This window comes from Leclercia adecarboxylata (assembly GCF_006171285.1).
GTDB classification, from domain to species: Bacteria; Pseudomonadota; Gammaproteobacteria; order Enterobacterales; family Enterobacteriaceae; genus Enterobacter; species Enterobacter barmai.
The window spans coordinates 867,677-892,371 of record NZ_CP040889.1 but is presented as its reverse complement, the minus strand read 5'-3'; the positions used below and the strand labels follow the sequence as shown (position 1 = coordinate 892,371).

The following is a 24,695-nucleotide window of genomic DNA, read 5'->3' as shown; positions in this document are numbered from 1 at the left end:
GTTAAGCCCGGGCGACAGGCGCCCGGGTCTTGTTATTAGCGCTATCCGGTGATGATATGATTCTGGTTAACCAGCTCCTCGTAGGTTGTCTGAACGTTATCCAGTGTTACAAGTGTAGTATTCGTGTAAGTATTTGCCGCTCCGTCTCTGTCGACGGAGATCACGGTATTGCCATTGCTGTTGGTGACGTGCAAATAGTTACCCAGCGTCGCGTTATCACCGTTCCAGCCCACCAGCAGATCGCTGATATCGATCTTGTCTCCCTGTGTCAGTGAGAAGTTGGTCCAGTGGTCGTTGCCGCCGTTGCCTGCCGTACCGTTCCCCGCCGTGTTGTTCAGCACTTCGTAAATCAGCGTGTCGCCATAGGCGCTACCGGTGAAGGTATCGTTATGCTCCGAGCTGACAAATTTCGGTGCCATGTTGATGGTCAGGGTGGCGGTATCGGAGGTGCCGTTATCGCCGGTCAGTTTGTAGGTAAAGGTCTCCTTGCTCGTCATTGATGCCAGCGACACGCCGCTGTTCAGGGCGTAGGTGTAGTTGCCGTCCACCCCAATGGTCAGCACGCCGTAATGCCCCTGAACGGTGGCGGTGGCGGTGGCCGTGGTGTACGGATCCAGCGTTGTGGTGGTGCCGTTATAGCCGGTAATGCTCAGACGGCTGTCCACCGAATGCACCTGATCCAGCACGCCCAGCGAATCCGTACCGTCGAAGATATTGCCGGTGACGGTGTGGCCCGCGGTGGTGAGCTCATTGTTCAGGTACAGAGTGGTACCGGTGACGTAAGGGGTGATGGAGATCTGGCCAACCCCCAGCGGACCCATAGACCCGGTAAAGCTCAGGGTGTAGGTCCCGGCGTTCAGATCCAGATCCGGGAGGTTGATGGTGGCTGTGCCCCCCAGCAGCAGACCGCCGTTGAAGGAACCGCTTCGGGTCACCCCTGCCCCGGTAATGGTCCAGGTCACATTCAGGCCGCCCAGCGACAACAGGGAGGCGACGTTAAAGTGGAGGACGACGTCATGCAGGGCGGTGTTGGCCGCCACCTCAAACGTGCCGCTGCCCCGGCCTGAAGTAGAGGCCAGCAGGGCCGCGTTCCAGGTGGCAACACCCACAGTATCATCGCGATAGGCGGCGACCTGCGGCGTGGCATCCACCACCATCTCACGGCTGACGTCGTTGACCGCATCCAGCGCCACTGGCGTCGGGGTGATGTTGAGTGAAGCGGTGTCCTTATCGCCGTTCGGTGCCGTCACGGTATAGACGAAGGTGTCCGGCGTGCTGATAAGGTCCGCGCCCACCCCGGCACGCAGGGTGTAGGTATATTTCCCGTCGGCGTCGATCAGCAGGGTGCCGTACTGTCCGTCAATGCGGGTGGTGCCGGTGGCGTTCACGTCCACGCCGTTCACCTGGGTCACATGGGTGCCTGCCGGAACAATGTCACTCTGCAACACGTCCCCGGTGGTGGCGGCAGTGGTGCTGGTCACGGCATAAACGTGGTCCTCAAGCACGTTCAGACGATAGCCGGTCAGGGCGGTGATCCCCGAGACGGTGTTCAACAGGAAGATGTAATCCCCGGCCGGCAGGGTCAGGGTCAGCGGCGCTGAGGAGCCGCCCAGCAGCGGCGCGCGCAGCCAGCCTGCTTCGGTACGCATCCGCTCGTAGCTCTGGGTCGCCGGGTTGAACTTGTAGATATAGAGGTCAAACACCGAGGCCAGAGCAACCCCACCCACCGTACTCTGAATGGTCATGGTGCGGGTGGTGCCCTCCGCCACGCTGTACTTCACGCTCTCGCTGCGATCGTCCAGCAGGTTGAGGTTCAGCACGTTACCCAGGTTGACGCCCACTACGGTAAAGCCGCCCTGGCTCGATGGACCGTAGTCGATGGCGTGGACTTCGGTGCCAAAGGTCAGGGAGGCGGTATCGTCCACCGCCGTCACGCTGTTGCGCACCGTGTTTTCACCCAGGGTGATCACCAGGCGGGCGTCGTCCGTCGCTCCTTTCCCGGCGATGTTGTAGGTGAAGGTGTCGGTCCGGCCCAGCACCGAGGCGCTGGTGTTGGTCAGGGTGTAGGTGTAGCTCCCGTCCGCGTGCAGGGTCAGGGTGCCGTAGAGCCCGTTGATGGTGGTGCCCGCCGCGCCCGCCGCCACGTTGACGGTGACGCCGCTGGCGTTGGTGATGCTGGTGACCACCGTGCCGTTCGGCGCGCTGTCGCTGCCGCTGACCGGATCGGTATCGGTGATGACGTTACCGCTTGTCACCAGCGAGCCGCTCAGGGTGCCCGCGGTGGTCTGAACCACGTCCACGTCGAGGCTGGTGTAGGACCCGGTCGCCAGCAGGTTGGAGTTGTAGCTCAGGACGCGGTACTGCCCGCCCTGCATCCCGGTGAGGTTCAGCGTGACGCCGCTGGCCCCGAGCGTCAGCAGGTTAGCGAACTGCGGCAGGCCGGTATCCACTTCGGTGGTCCAGGTGGTGCCGTTCCAGCGCTGGACAATGATCTCCAGGGTGTTGAGCAGGGAGAGCACGATGCCGGTGGCGCTCGCGTTGATCTCCATATCCGCGCTACCGCCGGTTGGCACGGTGAAGGTCACCTGGGCGGAGTTATCTCCCAGCAGCGACAGTACGTTGCCGACGCCGCCCACCAGCTGCACGCCGTAGTCGCTGTACTGGGCGGTGCTGGTGGTGGCGTTGGTGGTCAGGGCCAGACCCACCACGTTGTCACTGGCCGACAGCGGCAGGTTTGGCGCAATCACCGTCCCGGTCGCGGAGGTGTTGCCCGCCGCATCGGTGGCGGAAAGGGTGATCCGCTCCCCTTCGGACTGCTTGTCGAGGAAGGTGTAGCTCCAGCCGCCCTGGGCGTTGGCGGTGGTGGTGACCACGCTGTTATCGCTCAGCAGCAGGGTGATGGTACTGCCCGCTTCGGCAGTCCCGCTCAGAACGCTGCCGTCGGCGTTGAAGGTTCCCTGCGGCGTGCCCGGCGCAACGGTATCCACAATCACCGTGCTCAGCGGCGTGACCGGACTGGTGCCGACCGCATTGCCCGCGGTGGCGGTAAAGGCGTGGGAGCCGTTACCCAGCGGCACGGTTGGGGTGTAGGTCCAGACCCCGGCCGCGTTGGTGGTCACCGTGGCTAACAGCACGTTGTTGTCGTACAGAGTGATGGTGGAGAGCGGCTGCGCGGTCCCGGTCAGCGTTGGGGTGGTGTCGTCGGTGCTCTGGCCGTTAAGCAGATTGCCGATGATGCTGCCGACGTTGTCGTTGACGCTGGTGATAACCGGTGCCGTTGGGATCACCGAGTACGGCATCCGCAGATCCACCGTCAGGCCCGCGTTACCGGCCCGGTCGGTGGCGAAGACGTGCAGCAGCTCGGCGTTAACCTGCGGCGTGGTAAGCGCGATGCTGAAGCGCCCGCTCGCGTCGGCCACGCCGCTTCCCAGCACGGTGACGTTGTCGGTGCCGAGAATGGTGACGGTGCTGCCCGCCTCGGCGGTGCCGTTAACCCGGCCACCGCTCTCCAGCACGCTGAAGCCGCCCGGTGCCCCCGGGGCTATGGTATCTACGGTGATCGCCGTCACCGGTGACGCCGCGCTCAGGTTGCCCGCCGCGTCGGTGGCGGTGGCGGTGAAGTTATGCACCCCGTCGGTGAGGGTGGTGGTGGTCTGCGCCAGGGTCCACTGACCCTGGGCGTTGGCCGTCACCTCGCCCACCAGGGTGGTGCCGTCGTAAATGCGCACCACGCTGTTCGCTTCGGCGGTGCCGTTGAGGGTCAGACGGGTGTCGTTGGTCGGATTGCCGTTGAGCACCGGCCCCTGAATGGTGCCCACGTCGTCCACCACCGAGGTGATGACCGGCGCGGTCGGGGCGGTGGCATCGACGTTAACCGTAAAGCCCGCGGTCGCCAGGCTGACGTTGCCCACCGCGTCGGTGGCGGTCACCGTCAGGCTGTGCAGGCCGTCGGCCAGCGGATTCGCCGGGGTAAAGCTCCAGGCGCTGTTGGCGTCGGCGACCACGCTGCCAAGCAGCAGGGCGCCGTCGTAAATGCTCACCGTCGAACCCGCTTCCGCCGTGCCGCTGAGGGTCGGTTTCGCGTCGTTGGTCAACTGGCCGCTGGTGAGCGTGGTTACGGTGCCGACGTCATCCACGACCGATACCAGCACCGGCACCGCTGGCGGCAGGGTATCCACCGTCAGGCTGAAGGTGCTGGACGGATCGCTGACGTTGCCCGCCGCATCCGTCGCCACCGCCGTAAAGTTGTGCGTGGCGTTGGTGAGCGGCGTGGTCAGCGGGAGGGTCCAGTTGCCGCTGGCATCGGCGGTAGCGGTGCCCAGCAGGGTGTCGCCTTCAAAGACCTGCACCCGGGCATTCGCTTCGCTGGTCCCGGTGAGCACCGGCAGGGTGTCGTCGGTGCGCTGGCCGCTAATCAGCGATCCGGTTACGGTGCCGACGTCATCCTGCGCCAGGGTAATGACCGGCGCGAGCGGTTTGACGGTATCGACAATCAGGGTGAAGCCCGCCGAGGCTTCGCTCAGGTTGCCTGCCGCGTCGGTGGCGCTGGCGGTGAAGGTGTGGCTGCCGTTGCCGAGGGCGTTCTCAGGGGTAAAGGTCCAGTCCCCTGCGGCGCTGGCCTGCACGGTGCCAAGCAATACGCCGTTGTCATAGAGGGTCACCGTGGCGCTGGCGGCCGCGCGGCCCGTCAGGGTTGGGGTCGCATCGTCCGTCACCTGGCCGGAGACGGTGATTGGCGTCTGGATGCTGCCCACGTTATCGGCCGCCGCCACGATGGTCGGAGCCGTCGGGGCGGTGGTATCCACCGTCAGGGTGAAGGCGGCGCTGGCAGGCCCGGTGTTGCCCGCCGGATCGGTGGCGGTCAGGGTGACGCTGCGCAGCCCCTCGGCGAGGGCGGTGTCCGGGGTGAAGGTCCAGCTTCCCGAGGCGTTAACCACCGCGGTGCCGATCGCCTGGCCGTCAACCAGAATGCTCACGATGGAGCCCGCTTCGCCGGTGCCGTTGAAGGTTGGGCGGGTGTCGTTGGTGACGCCGCCGTTGTTCACCGGGCCGGTGACGGTCCCGACGTCATCCACGACGGTTGCCAGAACCGGTGCCAGCGGGGCGACGGTGTCCACGGTCAGGGAGAAGGCCGGGGAGGTGCCCGACAGGTTGCCTGCGGCATCCGTGGCGCTGATGCGCAGCTCGTGCGGCCCCTGGGCCAGATCGCTGGTCGGGGTAAAGCGCCAGTTGCCGGTGCCGTCCACCAGCACGGTGCCGATCTCCTGGCCGTTATCCAGAATGTGCACGGTGCTGCCCGCCACGCCGGTACCGATCAGCTCCGGACGGGCGTCGTTGGTGAGCTGGCCGCTGACCAGCACCCCGGTGTTGCCCGCCACGTCGTCGTTAACGCTCACCAGTACAGGCGTTGCCGGTGGCGTCATGTCGACGGTCAGGGTGTAGGCCCCGGACGCGGTGCTGACGTTGCCCGCCACGTCGGTGGCGATAGCGGTGAAGCTGTGCAAGCCTTCGGCCAGCACCACCGTTGGGGTGAAGCTCCAGATCCCGCTGTCGTTGGCGACCACGGTGCCGAGCAGACGGGTGCCTTCATAAATGGACACGCTGCTGCCCGCTTCCGCGCTGCCGGAGAGGGTTGGGGTGTTGTCGTTGGTGACGCCGCCGCTGGCCACGTTGCCGGTCACCGGCCCGACGTCATCGTTGGCACCGGTGATGACCGGGGTCGCCGTCACGGTATCCACCACCAGCGAGAACGGTGCAGAAGGCGGGCTCTGGTTGCCCGCCGGATCGGTGGCGGTGATAAGCAGGGTATAGGTGCCATCGTCCAGCGCTGCTGGCGGCGTAAAGCTCCACGCCCCGGTGGCGCTCACCGGTACGGTGCCAAGGACGGTGTCACCAGAGTAGATGGTGATCACGTCGCCCGGCGTCGCGGTGCCGTTCAGGGTTGGCTGGTTGTCGTTGGTCGGCGTGCCGCTGACCACCGATCCGGTCACGGTGCCGACGTTGTCCACCAGGCTGCCGAGAGTCGGTGCGGCAGGCGGGGTGAGGTCAATATTCACCGTCGCCCCCGGCGACTGGCCGCTGGTTTCTGCGCCCACGGTGGCGGTGACGCTGAAGCTGTGATTGCCTTCAGCCAAGGCCGTGGTAATCGGGAACGACCAGGCCCCGGTGGTGGCGTCGGCGGTGACGGTCCCCAGCGGCGTGGTGCTGCCGTCGAGATACACGCTGACCACGCTGCCCGGGATCGCCGTACCGGTCACGGTTGGCGTCGCATCGTTGGAGCTGAGGCCCTTCACGTTAACGCCGCCGCCGGTGCCGTTGTCATCCACAATGGCGTCGATAACCGGCACGTCCGGCAGGGCTGGCGTAGCCGGAACCTCATAGGATCCCGGCAGGCTGGCGTTGCCCGCCACGTCGCTGGCGGTCAGGCTCAGGGTGACCGCGTCGCTTTGCGGCGGAGTCAGGGCGATGGAGAACTGCCCCTGATCGTTGGTGACGCCGGTGCCCAGCACCGCGCCGCCCGGGCCGGTCACCGTAATAGTGGAGCCCGCTTCGGCGGTACCGTTCAGCGGCGTACCGCCGGAGACAATCCCGGTCACCACCGGTACGCCCGGTGCCTGGGTATCAATAATCACGTTCACCGGCGTGCTCTGGCTGGTGTTGCCCGCCGCATCGCTCGCCACCAGGGTCAAGGTGTGCGGGTTATCGGTGAGCGGCGTCCCGGCCGGGACCGGCAGCGTCCATTGGCCCTGGGCGTTGGTCTGTACCTCGCCGATCAGCGTGTTGTCGGCATAGACGCTGATAGTGCTGAGCGGCTCGCCGGTACCGCTCAGGGTTGGCGTGCTGCTGTTGGCGTAGAGCTGCCCGCCCGCCAGGGTGCTGTCAGAGATGTCGAGCAGCTGCGGGATAGCCGGCGGTACGGTGTCGAGGGTAAAGGCGAAGTTGCTCCCCGCCTCGCTGCGGTTCCCGGCGGCATCCAGCGCCGCCACGGTCAGGGTGGTTGGGCCATCTCTCAACGCCGTCGAGGTGATGGTCCAGGTGCCGCCGCTCACCAGGCCGCGTCCCACCTCGACGCCGTTGCTGTAAAGAATGACCGTGGTGCCGTTCTCCCCGGTGCCGGTCACGGTCGGGGTGTTGTCGTTGCTGCTGCCGTTCGCCGTGACGTTGCCGGTGACCGGACCGACGTTGTCATTGACGCTGCTGATAACCGGGATATCCGGCACCAGGCTGTCGACGGTGACGGTCATGGCGCCCGACACCGGCGATTCGTTGCCTGCTGGATCGGTGGCGGTGAGGGTGAAGCTGTGGGAACCCTCGCTCAGCGGCAGATCCGGACGCCATGTCCAGTTGCCGTTGATGTCGACCACCACTTCGCCCACCGCGAGGTTACCGGTTGTGGTCTGGTCATAGATGGTAATGACGTCGTCCGGCGTGCCGGTGCCGCTCAGCACCGGACGGGTGTCGTTGGTGGCACCGTTGTTATCAACCGGGCCGGTAATGTCGCTGACGTTATCCGTGACCACCGGCAGTTCCGGCGCATCCGGGGCCTCGGTATCGATGGTGATACTTATCGGCTGGGATGGCGCACTCTGGTTGCCCGCGCCGTCGCTGTTGGTGACGGTCAGGCTGAGATCGTAGGTGCCGTTCGGCAGCCCATCCGGCGGCGTCCAGGTCCAGGTCCCGCCCGGCTGGACGGTGGTTTGGCCGATAGGATCGGTGCCGTTGTAAATGGTAACGATATCGCCCTCGTTCCCGGTGCCGCTCAGGGTTGGGGTGGTATCGCGGGTGCTGCCTCCGCCGGTGAGGGTGGTTTCGCCGCCGCCGTCAGGGTTGACGGTGATCGCCGGGATGTCCGGCGTGGCAGGCGGCACGTTATCAATCACCAGGTTGAAGGTGCCGGAGGTGGCGGTGTTGCCCGCCGCATCGGTCACCGTCGCGGTCAGGGCGTGGGTGCCGTTCCCCAGCGGGGTGGCGAGCTGTATGCTCCATGCCCCGGTGGCGCTGGTGGTGGCGGTGCCGAGCAGCGTGGTGCCTTCGTAGAGGTTAATCTGCGAATTCGCCGGGCCGGTGCCGCGGATCAGCGGCTGGGTTTCGTCGGTCGGCTGATCGCTGACTACGTCGCCGGTCACGGTGCCGGTGGTGTCTTCCGCCAGGGTGATAACCGGCGCGGCAGGCGGCACGGTATCGATGGTGATGTTAAAGGCTACGGACGGCTCGCCGGTGTTGCCCGCGGCGTCCTTCGCCACCACGGTGATGACCCGCAGCCCCTCACCGAGAGGATCCTCAGGCGTAAAGGTCCATTCGCCTCCCGCCCCCACCTGGGTGGTACCCACTTCCACGCCATCCACCCGGATGCTGAGGGTGGTGCCCGCCTCCCTGGTACCGCTCAGGGTTGGCCGGGTGTCGTTGGTGGCGGTGTTGTTACCGATCGCCACCGGGGTGCCGGAGAGATCGTTGATCGCCTGGGTGATGACCGGCGCGTCCGGGGCGGTGGCGTCAACCACAATGCTCCAGCTGTTGGACGGCGCGCTGTTGTTGCCCGCAGCGTCCGCCGACTGCGCGGTCAGGACGTGGCCGCCATCAGGCAGCGGGGCCGTAAGCTGGATCTCCCAGGTACCGCCCGCGCTGACCTGGGTGGTGCCAATCAGTTCCGTGCCGCTGTAGAGCAGGATGGTGGCGTTGGCAACGCCGGTCCCGCGCACCAGCGGTGTGTTGTCGTTGGTGGTCTGCCCGTCGTTAACGGTGCCGGTGAAGTCGGTCACGTTGTCCACCACGTCGGTAATCACCGGAACGGCCGGCGGCGTGGTGTCCGGCGCGGTTACCTGACCTTCCGCGCCGGTATTCCCGGCGATATCGGTGGCCGTTACCGTCAGCAGTTCGCCGTTCAGTTTCGGCGTGGTGAGAGTGAGGGAGAAGCTACCGTCGTCATTGACTACCCCGGTACCCACTACGGTGTCGCCGTCACGCACGGTGATGGTGCTGCCCACTTCGCCCCGGCCGGTAAGGGTGTTGCCGTTATTGAGGATAGTGAAGCTGTCCGGTGCCCCCGGGGCGATGGTGTCAACGGTGATGGAGGTCACCGGCGACGCCGGGCTGATGTTGCCCGCCGGGTCGGTGGCGGTGGCGGTAAAGTTATGCACCCCGTCGGTGAGGGTGGTAGTGGTCTGGGTCAGGGTCCACTGGCCCTCGCCGTTGGCGATGGTCTCGCCCACCAGCGTGTCGCCGTCGTAAATGCGCACGATGGCACCCGCTTCGGCGGTGCCGTTGAGGGTCGGACGGGTGTCGTTGGTCGGAGCGCCGCTGAGGACTGGCCCCTGTACCGAGCCGGTGTCATCCACAATCGAGACGATGGCTGGGGCAACCGGGGCGGTGGCATCCACGTTGATCACAAATCCGCCGGTCGGCGGGCTGACGTTGCCTGCCGCATCGGTGGTGGTCACCGTCAGGGTATGCTCCCCGTCACCCAGCGGGCTGAGCGGGGTAAAGATCCAGGCGTTGTCGGCCCCGACAAGGGCGGTGCCCAGCAGGGTGGTGCCGTCATACACGCTCACCGTCGACCCGGCTTCCGCCGTGCCGCGCAGGGTCGGGTTAGCGTCGTTGGTCAGTTGGCCGTTATCGAGCACTACGGTGGTGCCGACGTCATCGGTGACCGACACCAGCACCGGCGCTTCTGGCGTCACGGTATCCACCGTCAGGATGAAGGTAGCAGACGGATCGCTGGCGTTGCCTGCCGCATCGATCGCCACCGCCGTGAAGGTATGCTGGTCATCGCTGAGCGCTTCGGTGAGCGGGATGGACCAGTTGCCGCTGGCATCGGCCACGCCTTCGGCGAGCAGGGTATCTCCTTCAAAGATCTGCACCCGGGCGTTCGGTTCGCTGGTGCCGGTGAGCACCGGCAGGTTGTCGTTGGTGCTGCTCCCGCTGGTGAGGGAGCCGGTCACCGGGGCGACGTCGTCCTGGGCCAGCGCGATGGTTGGCGCAACCGGCTTCAGGGTATCGACAATCAGGGTGAAGCCCGGCGAGAGCTCGCTGAGGTTGCCCGCCGCGTCGGTGGCGCGGGTGGTAAAGGTGTGGCTGCCGCTGCTGAGGGCCTCGGCTGGGGTGTACGTCCAGTCGCCCGTTTCGTTAGCCTGCACGGTATCTAGCACCGCGCCATTGTCGTAGATCGTGACCGTGGCGTTGGCTTCGGCGCGGCCGGTCAGGGTCGGCGTGGTGTCGTCGGTGGTCTGGCCGGAGGTGGCGATCGGCGTCTGGATGGGGCCGACGTTATCGCTGATGGCGGTCAGGGTCGGTGCCGCAGGGGCAACGGTGTCCACCGTCAGGATAAACGGCTCGCTGGCCTCACCGGTGTTCCCGGCGGTGTCGGTGGCGGTAAAGCGGATGCTGCGGGTGCCTTCCCCGAGTGGTGCTTCAGGGGTGAAGGTCCAGCTGCCCGTGGCGTTCACCACAGCGGTGCCGATCTCCTGCTCGTCGACAATGATATGGATAGTGGCACCCACTTCGCCGCTGCCGGTGAAGGTTGGGCGGGCGTCGTTAGTGGTATCGCCACTTGCCAGGGTGCTGGTGGTGGTGCCGACATCATCCACGGCGGTGAGCAGTACCGGTGCCAGTGGGGCGGCGGTATCGATGTTTATGCTAAAGACCGGCGAGGTGCCCGAGACGTTGCCAGCCGCATCGGTGGCGCTGACGCGCAGGTCGTGTGGCCCCGGCGCCAGATCGCTGGCAGGGGTAAAGCTCCAGTTGCCGGTAGAGCTCACCAGCGCGGTGCCGATCTCCAGACCGTTATCCAGGATATGCACGGTGCTGCCCGCCACGCCGGTACCGGTCAGTTCCGGGCGGGTGTCGTTGGTGACCTGGCCGTTGGTCAGCAGGCCGGTACTGCCCTCCACGTCATCGCTAATGCTGACGATCGCCGGGGTGGCCGGTGGGGTCATGTCGACGGTGAGGGTGTAGGTTCCTGATACCGGGGTGACATTGCCCGCGCTGTCGGTGGCGACCGCGGTAAAGACGTGCTGACCTTCCGCCAGCACGCTGGTAGGGGTGAAGGTCCAGGTGCCCTGGGCGCTGGCGGTGACGGTGCCAAGCAGCTTAATGCCATCGTAGATCGCCACGCTGCTGCCCGCTTCCGCGGTGCCGGTCAGGGTTGGGGTGTTGTCGTTGGTGCTGCCGCCGTCGGCCACGTTGCCGCTGACCGGATCGACGTTGTCGCTAGCGCCGGTGATCAGGACTTCGCCCGCGGTGGTGTCCACGACCAGGGTGAACGGCGCCGAGCGCGGGCTCTCGTTACCCGCCGGATCGGTGGCGGTGAGGGTCAGGCTGTAGGTGTCGTCGTCCAGCGGCTGGGCGAGGGTGATGCTCCAGGCCCCGGTGTTGCCCACCGTTGCCGTACCGAGCACGGTATCCCCCGAGTAGAGGGTGATGACATCCCCCGGGGTCGCCGTGCCGTTGAAGGTCGGCAGGTCATCGTCAGTCGCTCTGCCGCTAACGATAGCGCCCGAAACGGTGCCGACGTCGTCAATGACGGTGCCAAACGCCGGAGCGGTTGGCGCAGTAAGATCGATATTGACCGTCGCCCCCGGCGACTGGCCGCTGGTTTCCGCACCCACGGTAGCGGTGACGGTGAAGCTGTGGTTGCCTGCGCTCAGGGCGGTTTCAATCGGGAATGTCCAGGCCCCGGTTTCGGCGTCGGCGGTGACGGTGCCCAGCGGCGTAGCGCTGCCGTCGAGGTAGATGGTCACCAGGCTGCCCGCAATGGCGGTACCGGTGAGGGTTGGGGTGGTGTCGTTGGAGCTGCCGCCCTTGACGTTCACGTCGCCAGCGGTGCCGTTGTCATCCAGGATCTCGTTGATGACCGGAACCGCAGGCAGTGGTGGTGTGGCGGGCACATCAAAGTCCACCGCATCGCTGACGTTGCCCGCCGGATCGCTGGCGGTCACGCTCAGGGTCACCGCGTCGCTTTGCGGCGGGGTCAGGGCGACGGAGAATTCCCCCTGTTCGTTAGCGACGCCGGTGCCCAGCACCACGCCGCCCGGGCCGGTTACCGTCACGGTGGAGCCCGCTTCGGCGGTGCCGTTCAGCGGGGTGCCGCCGGAGACGATGCCGGTGACCACCGGATCGGCCGGTGGCAGCGTATCCACCACCACGCTGACCGGGGTGCTTTCGCTGGTGTTGCCCGCCGCGTCGCTCGCCACCACGGTGATGGTGTGGTTGTCATTCGCCAGCACGGTGCCCTCAGGCAGCGGCAGCGTCCACTGACCCTCGGCGTTGGCCTGGACCTGGCCCACGGAATTGCCGTCGATAAAGACGGTGATGGTGCTCAAAGGCTCACCGCTGCCGCTCAGGGTTGGGGTGGCGTTGTTCACGTACAGGGTGCCGTCGGCGAGGATGCTGTTGGAGATCTCCAGCAGCTGCGGGATCCCCGGCGGTACGGTGTCGACGGTGAAGGCAAAATCACTGCCCTGACCGCTGACGTTGCCGGCGGCATCCACCGCCGCCACGGTCAGGGTGGTCGGGCCATCTTTCAGTTCCGGGGTGGTGATGCTCCAGCTGCCGTTGGTGACCAGGCCACGCCCGACCTCCACGCCGTTGCTGTAAAGGATCACGGTGGTGCCGTTTTCGCCGGTGCCGGTCACGGTCGGGGTATTGCCGTTACTGCTGCTCCCCGCCGGGATGTTGCCGGTGACAGGGCCAACGTTGTCATCCACGCTGCCGATAGTCGGGATCGCCGGGATCTGGCTGTCGACGGTCACGGTGACGGTATTAGAGACCACCGAGACGTTACCCGCCTCGTCGGTGGCGGTGACGGTAAAGCTGTGCTGCCCCTGGGCCAGTTCATCGGCAGGACGCCAGCTCCAGTTGCCGTTGACGTCGACCACCGCTTCGCCCACCTTGACGTTGCCCGCCGCGGTCTGGTCATAGATGCTGATGATGTCGTCCGGGGTGCCGGTGCCGCTGATCACCGGGCGGGTGTCGTTGGTCGCGCCGTTGTTGCCCACCGGGCCGGTGATTTCGCTGACGTTATCGGTGATGACCGGGGCGTCAGGCTGGTCCGGGGCCTCGGTATCGATGGTGATGCTCACCGACTGCGACGGGGCGCTCTCGTTACCCGCGCCGTCTTTGTTGGTCACGGTCAGGCTGAGATCGTAGGTGCCATTCGGCAGCCCGTCCGGCGGGGTCCAGGTCCAGGTGCCGTCCGGCTGCACGGTAGTTTCGCCGATAGGGGTGGTGCCGTTGTAGATGGTGACGACATCCCCTTCAGTGCCGGTACCGCTCAGGGTTGGGGTGGTGTCGCGGGTGCTGCCGCCGGGGGAGAGAGGCTGCTGCTCGCCGCCGTCAGGGTTGACGGTGATCGTCGGCAACGCCGGGGTGCCCGGAGCCAGGGTATCCACCACCAGGTTAAAGCTCTCCGAGGTGGAGGTGTTGCCCACCGCGTCGGTGACGGTGGCAACGATCGCGTGGGTGCCATTTACCAGCGGGGTGGCCAGCTGCAGGCTCCAGACGCCGTCGCCATTGGTGGTAACGGTGCCGAGCAGGGTGGTGCCTTCATAGAGGCTGATCTGCGAGTTTGCCGGGCCGGTGCCGTGGATCACCGGACGGGTTTCGTCGGTCGGCACGTTGTTGGTCACATCGCCCTGCACGCTGCCGGTGTTATCTTCCACCCGGGTAATGACCGGCACCTCAGGGGCGGTGGTATCCACGGTTAACGTAAAGGCACCGGATTCGGCGCTGCTGTTACCGGCGGCATCTTTCGCCACCACCCTGATGTCGTGCGGACCATCCTCAAGGGCGGTGGCGGGGGTGAAGCTCCACTCGCCGCCGTTGCCCACCTGCGCGGTGCCGACCTCCACGCCGTCCACGCGAATGCTGATGGTTGACCCGGCCTCACCGGTGCCGTACAGGGTTGGGCGGTTGTCGTTGGTGGTGCTGTTGTTGGTAATCACCCCAGCGGAGTCAGGCAGATCGTTAATCACCTGGGTAATGGCCGGGGCGTCCGGCGCGGTGGCATCGACAATGATGCTCCAGGTGTTGGACGGCTGGCTGTGGTTGTTGTAACGGTCAACCGCTTCCGCCCGCAGGACGTAGCCGCCGTCGTCGACCAGCAGCAGCTCGGTAGACCAGTTGCCCTCGGCGTCCACTTCGGCGAAACCAACCTGATCCTCGCCGCTGTAGATGTAAATGGTGGTGCCCGGTTCACCGGTGCCGCTGATGACCGGATGGGTGTCGTTGGTGACCTGCCCGTCGAGAACCACGCCGGTGATGTCGTCCTCGTTATCCACTACGCTTGTGATGACCGGGGCCTCAGGCGGGGTGACGTCCGGGGCGGTCACGGTGTTTTCCGGCCCGGTATTGCCCGCCGCATCGGTGGCGGTGACCGCCAGCTCTTCGCCGTTCAGTCTTGGGGTGGAGAGGATGATATCGAAGTTACCGTCGGCATCAGCCACGCCTCTGCCGATCACGTCATCGCCGTCGCGAATGGTGACGGTGCTGCCCGCTTCGGCCCTGCCGGTGACGCTGGAGCCGTCCTCTGAGATCGCAAGGTCGGTCGGGGCGAGAGGCGGGGTAACATCGCCCACCACTACGTTAGCGGGCTGGCTCGCGTTCCCGGCGGCATCGGTGGCCACCACGTTGAGGGTATTCCCCTCGGTTTGCGCTTCGCTGAGCTCCACCCGGAATTCGCCGTTAGCATCGGTTATACCGGTGCCAATCTCTTGCCCTGCACCGTTGGTGATGGTGATGGTGCTGCCCGGCTCGGCGGTGCCGATGACCTCGGTGCCGCCAGGGATCAGGCTGATGGTCGGCAGGGCCGGAGGCGTGCGGTCGATGGTGAAGGCGAACGGCTCGGAGGCGGCGCTGGTGTTGCCCGCCAGATCGGTCTCCGTCAGGGTGATGGCGTGCGGCCCGTCGGCAAGCGGGTTATCCGGCGTGAAGCTCCATTTGCCGTCCTCGCCCACGGTGGCCTGGCCTACCAGCTGACCGTTGTCATAAATCCTGATGGTGCTGCCCGCCTCGCCGGTGCCGTTGAGGGAAGGGCGGTTGGCGTCGGTGCTCTGCCCGGCGGTAAGTTGCCCCTGCACGCTGCCGGTGGTGTCATTCACCGTCACGCCAGATGGCGCATTCGGCGCGACGGTATCAACGGTAAGGCTGAAGGCCGGGGAGGCCGGTCCGGTATTGCCCGCGCTGTCGGTAGCCCGGGTGGTAATCTGATGCGCCCCGTCGCCAAGTGCGGTGGCCGGGGTAAAGGTCCAGCTGCCGTCGGTGTTCACCTGCGCGGTGCCGATGGCGTTGCCGTTGTCGTAAATCGTGATGGTGGAACCCGGTTCGCCGCTGCCGCTAAAGGTCGGGCGGGCGTCATCGGTGGTCTGGCCGCTGGTGAGCGATCCGGTTACGCTGCCCACGTCATCCGTCACGCTGGCAACGACCGGCGCGACAGGAGGGGTGGTGTCTGCGGCGGTCACCGGGGTGCCCGGGCCGACGTTGCCTGCCCCGTCGGTCGGCGTGACGGTGACGGTCTCGCCGTTGGTGTAAGGCTTGCCGAGATCGACGGTGAATTCACCGTTGCCGTTGGTCTGGCCACGGCCGATGACGTTGCCGTTGGCATCGGTCACGGTGATGGTGCTGTTGGCTTCGGCACTCCCGCTAAGTTTAGTGCCGTCTGCTGAGAATCTGAGGTTGCCTGCCGCGCCCGGCGGCGTGGTGTCGTTCGGGTCGGTGCCCGGCAGGGTTGGGTTACCGCCATTGCCGTTGCCGTTGTCACCGCCACCACCGTTGTTATTGCCGCCGTCGCTGTCGCTCCCACCGCCGCCACCGCCGCCGCCGCCACCTGCGGCCAGGGCAATACCCCCTGCAACCGCCACCCCGCCCAGCGCCCACGGCCAGATCGCCGCGCCTTCGCTTGTTGATGCGGTAGTGCCCGCCAGCAGGGCGTCAATGGAAGCAATCGACTGGTAACTTTCCCCTGCCATCGGGTCTGCAATCCACCACAGCGCGCCGTTATTCTCTTCCAGCACCAGCTGGCTGATGCCCTGATCTCCGCTGACATAGAAATTTTTGACGGTAATGGTTTCGCCATCGACCAGCTTAATAATCAGGTCGTTACCGTTGCGGTTGTACTCGAGAATGTCGGCCCGTTCGGCGTTAATTTTCACGATGGAGGAGTCGTTCAGTGTCACCTGAGACCCGTCGGTTACCGTCTCCACGTGCGTCAGTTTGGAGATGACAGTGATTTTACTCATGTGTGTTACTCCCGGCAGTGTGCAGTGAAATGGCGCGCATTTTTAGCCATTTCTTTTCAGCAGATTGAGCTCCACCCGAAGGGAAAGTGTTTATTTAAAACAGTGACCCAGGGTAATTATTTAAAAGTGATTACGGGCTGCCGATATAGCGATGGTGGCAGCGGTATATAGCCCTAGCTTCTTAATGGGTAATTCGGTTGGGAATATATTTTTGGTGGTAAAATCCTTGTCTTAAATAATGGCGAGAATTCGTGATTGACTAACTTTGATATAGCCAGAAAGTACCAGAAGCGCAAATTAAGCCGGAATGAATAAGTGTTTAGCAGGATTGAAAATGTTATTTTTTTACAAAGGGGTAAAGAAGGGGTCAGGCGCGGTGCGGGTTCGCTGGGCGTCTGGACCAAGGCGTGACGGCGGTTTTATTCTGGAAATTTAATAAGATGGGAATGTTATGCATGATGAAATAACCTTGGTGAATATTTCATCGTGGCTGAATTAATAATTAAGCGGTAATGAACTTGATAGTCAGTATGATATATTTGGAGGGGTAAATTACAGGGGTTGAAATAATAAAGTGTTGTGCTATTTAGATGAGGGTATAAGTTAAGGCAACCAGGGTATTTAGTAGCAATGATATTATTGTGATAAATGTCAGGATATTTATTGATTTAATGGGGGGATATATTTTTAATGTCGTGCGCGGTGTATTGCCCGGCGGCGCTGCAGTGCGGCCTGATACCCTCACCCCGACCCTCTCCCATGGGGAGAGGGAGCAAACATTAAAAACGGCAACGTTGTTACCGTTTTACATTTACCTCCGCCATCCGGCGCTGCAGTGCGGCCTGATGCCCCTCACCCTAACCCTCTCCCCGCAGGGGAGAGGGGATCGTCCGTACTAGCCGGTAATAATGTGATTCTGGTTCACCAGTTCCTCATAGGTGGTCTGGACGTCGTCCAGCGTCACCAGCGTGGCCGGAGCATAGCTGGTGCCCGTCCCATCCCGGTCGATGCTGATCACCGTGTTGCCATCGCTGCTGTTGACCTGGAGATATTCCCCCAGCGTGCCGCGATCGCCATTCCACCCCACCAGCAGCTGGCTGATGTCGATTTTATCGCCCTCCGCCAGCGAGAAGTTGCTGACGTGATCGCCGCCGTTGTCGCTGAGCACGTTGTAAATCAGCGTTTCACCCGTGGGCTCTGCGTTCAGGGCAAACGCCGCGGCGGTCGTCGTGGTGGTCGGCGGATTTGGGGCCGCCGGATCAACGTCTATCGTCCAGGTCTCGGAGATCAGGCTGTGATTGCCCCGGCGGTCAACGGCATCGGCGGTCAGTGAGTGGATCCCATCGGTCAGACTGGCGGGCACCTGGAACGACCAGTTGCCCGACGAATCCACCTCCGTCATCCCGATCTGAATGGCCTCGCTGTAGACAAAAATTTTGGTGCCGATCTCACCTGTGCCGGAGATCAGCGGCGTGCGGTCGTCGGTTAAGGTTCCGCTCACCACGGTACCGGTTATGTCCGGCACGTTATCCGCCACGTTGGTGATGATTGGTGTGGCCGGTGGCGTGATGTCATCGGCTTCAACCGTGCTCGGATCGCTGGTGTTGCCCGCGTGATCGGTGGCGGTCAGGCTCATGATCTCGCCGTTCAGCTTGGCGACAGGCAGCGTGAAGGAGAAGCTCCCCGTTTCGCTAACCACCACTTCGCCGAGTTTATTGGTGCCTTCCATGATCACCACGGTGCTGCCCGCTTCCGCAGTGCCGGTGAGCGCCAGGCCATCGTCAGAAACATCCAGTCCGGCAGGCGGGGCCGGCGGCGTGGAGTCATTAGCCGTGGCCTGAGCAGGCGGACTCTGGTTATTGGCGGTGTCGAAGGCGTAGACCGTCAGCACTTCGCCGTTGAGCTGGTTAGGGGAGATGTTGACGGTGAACTTGCCGTCGGCCTCCACGGTGCCGGTACCAATCTCCTGGCCGGTGGCGTCGCGAATCGAGATGCGGGCGTTGGCTTCCGCTTCACCGCTCACGCTGTCCCCCGTCTCGGCGACGACAAGGGCGGTCGGCGCCGCCGGGGCGGTGGTATCCGGTACGATCAGCGGGGCCTCAGGGCCTTCGTTACCCGCCCGGTCGGTGGCAACGGCGCTCAGCGTTTCGCCGTTGGTCTGCGGGGTAGTCAGGGTCAGCGTGAACGCTCCGTTGACGTCGGCGGTGGCGGTGCCGAGGCTTTCGCCCAGGTTATTGGTGACCGTGACCGTCGAGTTGGGCTCGGCGCTGCCGGTGAGGATGGTGCCGGTGGCATTGATCGCGAGGCCACTCGGCGCGGCCGGTGGCGTGCGGTCAACGGTAAATTCAAACGGCGCGGAGGTGGGGCTCAGGTTGCCCGCGACATCCGTCTCCGTCAGGGTGAAGCTGTGCTCCCCTTCAATCAGCGGCTCAACAGGGGTGTAGCTCCAGGAGCCGTTGTCCGGGACGATGATCTCCGCCAGCAGCAGCTCGTTATGGTAGAGGGTAATGGTACTGCCGGGATCGCCCGTGCCGCTCAGCACCGGCTGGGTGGCATCGGTAAAGCCGCCGGAGGTGACGAACCCCTGGATGTTGCCCACGCTGTCCATCACCTGCAGCACCGGCGCATCTGGCGCAATGGTATCGATGGTGAGGATAAAGTCCTCGGAGTCCGGTCCAGTATTGCCTGCCGGGTCGGTGGCGCTGGCGGTGATCTGATGCAGACCTTCAGCCAGATCGGAGGTTGGTGTAAACGTCCAGCTGCCGTCGCTGTTCACCACCGTGCTGCCGATGTTTTTGCCGTTGTCATAGAGTGTGATGGTCGAACCGGCCTCGCCGCTGCCGCTAAAGACCGGGCGCGGATCGTCGGTGGTCGCGCCGCTGTTCAGCGCCCCGGTGATGCTGCCGACGTCATCGTCAGCGATGATGATCATTGGCGCATCCGGGGCCGTGGTGTCCGCCGCGGTAATGCTGGTTGGCGGGCTGACGTTGCCGGAGCCGTCGGTAGCTTTCGCCGTCAGGGTTTCGCCGTTGGTGTAAGGCGTACCCAGCTCGACGGTGAACTCGCCGTTGCCGTTGGTTTTGGCTTTACCCACTACGTTACCGCTGGCATCGGTGATGGTTACCGTGCTGTTGGCTTCGGCGCTGCCGAGAAGCTGGGTGTTACCGTTGGCGAAGTGCAGGTTGGTCGGCGCGCCGGGTGGCGTGGTATCCAGCACGGCCGGACCTGGATCGATTCGATCGCTACCGCCGCCGCCGCCACCGCCGCCACCTCCGCCTGCTGCCAGGGCAATACCGCCCGCTGCGGCCACGCCGCCGAGCACCCACGGCCAGATTGGCGTATCACTTGATGAGTTGCTGACGTTACCCGCAATCAGCGCATCGGTGGAGGGGATCGACTGGTAACGCTCTACCGCCAGCGGATCGTCAATCCACCACAGCGCGCCGTTTTCATCCAGCACCAGCTTGTGGTTATTGACGTAATAGTTCTTCAGGGTCACGGTTTCGCCGTTGGTCATTCTGACCAGAAGATCGTTATTGCTGCGGGAATAACTGGCAATATCACCCCTGCCAGCCTGGAGCTTAATGACGGAATCTTCGCCCAGAACGATCTGGTTGCCTTCTGCCACGGTTTCTTGATGCGTCAGTCTGGAGATGACAGTGAATTTACTCATTTGTATTACTCCCACCAGAGTGTAATGACATGCTGTGTGTATAAATTCGTTTTTGGTCAGCAGAATTTAAGCGTCCCGAAGGAGACACTATTTGTTAGAAATAGTGACCTGCTGTAATGTTTTTTGTGCTGCCGGACAGGTTTGTCATCCCTGTTATTAATATTGTTAGCGTCTCATTATTGCTTTAAAAGGATATAGACAGAAAGGACTAAAAGCGCAAATGACGAAGCGGTGAAATAAAGGATAGCCGATCGTTCACCTTTTATGTAGCACAGTTAAGAAGGCGACTTACAGAGGGTGATAAGTCCGCAGGCCTTGCCGGGTGTGGCTTTGCGGTGATTACCTCATAGAGATTTCAGGTTGTGGAGATTGCGGTCGATCACAATTTATCGCGATAAAATTGCCGTTTTTATTAATTAAATGCGGAGCAGGGCAGTATTATGTGCATTATATTTATAAAGGCCTGGTGATTCTTATTTGCGGTGTTGACATCTTTTTCAGGTTAGCTAATAGAGTTGCCGCTGAGATTTGTAATAATACAAAAGTATGATTTTTCTTCCTGTAAATAACGTATTTTGCGGGGTGCCCTACGACGTTCGTATTATTTTATCTCTTGCCGCACTTTGTGGTCAGGCAGTATAGAGTAAATATACGGTTTTTGCCGGGTCAATTATTAATAAATATTATCGAATAAAGTGAATATCAGGCCGCGCTGTCATAAGGCGCGGGACGGTTTCGCCTGGATATCAATGGCAATGGCGATGCGATCATCAACCACCAACGCAAAGCGATCCATCTTATAGGCCGAACGTGAGATAGCGGTGGTGGCGTGCAGGGCGATCGCCTCACCCGGCAGGGGATCGAGCGTGGCTTCCAGGATCACCGGACGGCTAAGATCCCGCACGGTCAGCGTGCCGAACGCGCGGTAGTGATCTTCTTTGAGCTTCACCACCCGGGTGCTGGAAAAGGTGATGGTCGGATAACGCGCGGCGTCAAAAAACATGTTGCTCTTCAGCTGCCAGGTGAGCAGGTTGTTGGAGGCCTTAAGCGTGGCGACCGGAACCGTCACCTGGATACGATCGTCAAATTCGTTGTCCGGGTTCAGCGTCACCGTCCCCGTCACGCCATTGAGATTCGCCCACGACGGGATCCCGCCGAACGCGCGCCACGACAGTTTGATGGCGGTCTTCTGGGTGTCGATGGTGTATACCAGGGGAGCCGCGTAGAGCGACGGGCAAACGAGCGTGACGACCAGCAGAAGAACGAGGCGCAGCATAGGGGCTCTCCCTTTCACAGATAAAAGTTAACGCATCAGGTGGCAGGTTTATTCGGTGTAAGGGGTTGCCCTGCGTGAGATAAGCGTAGAAAGGCGCAAGCGCGTCGGCAAGGGTTTTCAGGGCATTGTCATTTATGCGTTTGTGGTGAGGTCACAGTTCTGGAAAGTTTTTGGAGCGGAGGTAAATGCAAAACGGCAACGACGTTGCCGTTTTTAATGTTTGCTCCCTCTCCCTATGGGAGAGGGCTGGGGTGAGGGGATCAGGCCGCACCGGTAAGACATCGCCGGGTGGCGGCTACGCCTTACCCGGCCTACGAAACCAGACCTGTAGGCCGGGCAAGCGAAGCGCCCCCGGCGTTAGGCATCATCCTCAGACCTTCCAGGCCGGGCAAGCGAAGCGCCCCCGGCATTTCACCGCGTCAAATCTCCTTAAACGCCAGCTCCAGCCTTGCCATCAGCGGTTTAAACAGGTAGCTCAGGAAAGTGCGCTCTCCGGTTTTTATCGTCACGCTGGCGGGCATCCCGGCTTTGATCTTGTGATCGCGCAGCAGGCGCACCCCTTCCGGGGAGACCTGCACTTCGGCCAGATAATAGGGCTGCTGTGTCACTTTATCGGTCAGGCGGTCGGCCGAGACCGTCAGCACCCGGGCCGGCACCGTCGGCAGCAGGGCGTGGTTCAGGGCCGGGAACATCACGTCGACGGTCAGCCCGGGGGCCATTTTATCAATCGCCTGCACCGGGATTTTAGCGTCGATCTGCAGCGGCTGGCCGGCGGCGACGATATCCATCAGGTGTTCGCCCGGCTGGATCACCCCGCCCACGGTGCTGACTTTGACGTCGAGCACCACCCCGTCAATCGGGGAGCGGATCACTGTGTTATCCAGCTCGTGACGGGTGGACTGCAGCTCGTCCTCCAGCATCGCCACCTCTTTTTGCTTCAGGGTTAATTCAGACTCCACCTCCCGCAGGTACTGGTGCTGCACCTGGTAGGCTTTGATCCGCAGTTCGTTCTGCTGGGATTTCAGTTTGGCGATGTTGAGAATATCCTCCGACACGGTACTGGAGATCTCCGCCGCCTCGCGCTCCAGCACCATCAGCTGCGCTTTCGGGTAGTAGTTCTTCTCGCTGAGCGCCCGGATGGCCCCCAGCTCTTTATTGATGAGCGTGAACTGATGCTCGCGGTAGCCTTTAATTTTATTCAGGTTCTCCGTCTGCCCGACCAGACCGTCAAGGGACTCGTCGATCATCGACAGCTCGTCCTGAATGTTCTTGCGCCGCGTCTCGAAAAGTTTGGCCTGCAGCTGCTGGCTCTCGGCCAGGCGTTTATTCCCGGCAAAGTTTTTCACCAGCCCGTCGCTGAAGGTAATGGTGTCGTCGCCGTTGCGTTCCGCCAGCAGGCGGTCCTCGCTGGTTTTCGCCGAAATATACTGGGCGCTTAACGCGCTGTAGCGCATGTCCAGCTGCAGGGTGTCGAGGCGCATCAGAACCTGGTTCTTTTTCACCACTTCGCCCTCTTTCATATAGATGTCGGTCACCCGACCGCCGCTGAGATGCTGAATGGTTTTGCGGTTGCTGGAGACCGTCACCGTGCCGTCGGCCACCACCCCGGCATCGAGCGGGGCTTTTACCGCCCAGAGCAGAAAGCCGCCGACCGCAATGATTATTACCGCAAGACCGCGAATCAACGGCGGCCAGATATTGATATCGACAATCTCGGCGTCTGGCATTGCTGAGCTCTTGTTATCGTTTTTCATGATAATGCCTCACGGGGTGGTTGTTGGGTCTCTGGCTGGCCTTCCGCGGCGGGGGCGACGGGAACCGATTTGAGCATGTTGGCCTGGCGCAGGTTGGCAAAGACCTGTTCGCGCGGGCCGAACGCCTGGACGGCACCTTCATTAATCAGCAGCACTTTATTCACCACCCCGAGCAGGGTCGGGCGATGGGAGATCAGCACCACCGTTTGCCCGCGCTCGCGCAGGACGGTAATCGCTTTGATTAAGGCCATCTCCCCGGCGTCATCGAGGTTGGCGTTGGGCTCATCAAGAACGATAAAGGCCGGGTTGTTGTACACCGCCCGCGCCAGGCCGATGCGCTGGCGCTGCCCGCCGGAGAGCTGGTGGCCGCTGGCACCGAGCGGGGTGTCGTAGCCCTGCGGCAGACGTAAAATCATCTCGTGGACCCCGGCAAGCTGGGCGGCGGCGACAATCAGTTCGCTGTCGGCGGGCCCAAAGCGGGCGATGTTCTGGGCGATGCTGCCGTCAAACAGCTCCACGTCCTGCGGCAGATAGCCCATCGACGGGCCGAGCAGGTTTTTATCCCACTGGCAGATGTCGGCCCCGTCCAGCCGCACTTTGCCGCTTAGCGGGTGCCATACGCCTACCAGCAGTTTCGCCAGCGAGCTTTTGCCGGAGGCGGACGGCCCGATGATCCCCAGCACTTCGCCCTGTTCCAGCTGGAACGAGACGTTACGCAGGGTGGCGATTTTCTGCCCCGGAGGGGCGGCAAAGATCCCTTCGACGCTGATGATGCCTTTCGGCGTCGGCAGGGTGAGGTTCGCTTTGGGGGCCGGGTACTCCTCCAGCAGCTTCGTCAGCTGTTTCCACGCGCTGCGAAACTGCACAAACTGCTTCCAGCTGCCGATGATCTGCTCCACCGGGCTCAGCACGCGACCGAGGATAATCGAGGCGGCAATCATCAGCCCAGGGGTGATCTCGCCTGCGATGACCAGCAGAGCCCCTGCGCCCAGCGAGATGGACTGCAGCAGCACGCGGACAAACCGGCTCAGGCTGCTGTAGACCGCAGATTTATCGGCAATGCGCGTCTGGAGCACCATCACTTTGCTGTGTCCCTCCAGCCAGTGGTTTTTCAGAGTGGCGAGCATCCCCATGGCTTCGATGGTGTCGGAGTTCTGCAGCTGCTTATTGAGGATGATCGAATTGCTGACGCTTAACATATGCGCCTGCTGAATCGGCGTTTTGGTGGAGAGTTCCGTTAAGACAGTCAGGCAGAGCAAAATAAGGATCCCGCCCAGCGATAAATAGCCCAGCAGCGGATGCACCAGGAACGCCACCAGTAAATAGAACGGCGTCCAGGGAATATCGAGCAGGGCAAATAAGCTGTTGCCGGAGAGGATCTGGCGAATCTGGGCCAGCTCGTTCAGCGCCTGCGCCGGGTTATTATCCCCGGTCGCAATTTTGCGCTTAAAGGCGGCATTAAAGACCAGCTGGTTTAATTTGACGTCCAGCCGGTTGCCGAGCCGGGTCATCACGCTGGAACGGGCGAACTCAATCATCCCGATAACCACGTATAACCCGACGATTAGCAGGGTTAACATCAGCAGGGTGGTGGTGTTCTGGCTGGCCAGAACCCGGTCGTACACCTGGAGCATATAAATTGCCGGCGCCAGCATAAGCATATTTATGACGCTGCCAAAAAACAGCAGGGTAATAAATGCAGGCCTGGTTCCCCTCAGGGCATTTTTCAGTTCTGTTGACTTATACTGGCGCGGCATAGGGTG

General features: G+C 62.9%; 5 protein-coding genes. All 5 read right to left on the bottom strand.

Features of this window, described 5'->3' with window-relative positions; all coding sequences use genetic code 11:
- Window positions 1-41 precede the first annotated feature (41 nt).
- On the bottom strand, window positions 42-16,229 hold the full coding sequence (locus FHN83_RS05985; RefSeq protein ID WP_139563466.1) for a BapA/Bap/LapF family large adhesin: 16,188 nt from the start codon (window positions 16,227-16,229) through the stop codon (window positions 42-44).
- An 895-nt stretch (window positions 16,230-17,124) separates the two neighbouring features.
- Complete coding sequence (locus FHN83_RS05980) at window positions 17,125-19,902, bottom strand: Ig-like domain-containing protein (RefSeq protein WP_139563465.1); 2,778 nt, start codon at window positions 19,900-19,902, stop codon at window positions 17,125-17,127.
- 715 nt (window positions 19,903-20,617) lie between these two features.
- Window positions 20,618-21,178 carry a YceI family protein gene (locus tag FHN83_RS05975; RefSeq protein WP_139563464.1) on the bottom strand — a complete coding sequence of 187 codons (561 nt, stop codon included), beginning with the start codon at window positions 21,176-21,178 and terminating at the stop codon, window positions 20,618-20,620.
- Window positions 21,179-21,597: 419 nt separating this feature from the next.
- Complete coding sequence (locus FHN83_RS05970; RefSeq protein WP_139563463.1) at window positions 21,598-22,932, bottom strand: HlyD family type I secretion periplasmic adaptor subunit; 1,335 nt, start codon at window positions 22,930-22,932, stop codon at window positions 21,598-21,600.
- Complete coding sequence (locus FHN83_RS05965; protein WP_052246187.1) at window positions 22,929-24,689, bottom strand: type I secretion system permease/ATPase; 1,761 nt, start codon at window positions 24,687-24,689, stop codon at window positions 22,929-22,931. Before FHN83_RS05965 ends, FHN83_RS05970 begins: the two co-directional genes overlap by 4 nt.
- Between the last annotated feature and the right edge of the window lie 6 nt (window positions 24,690-24,695).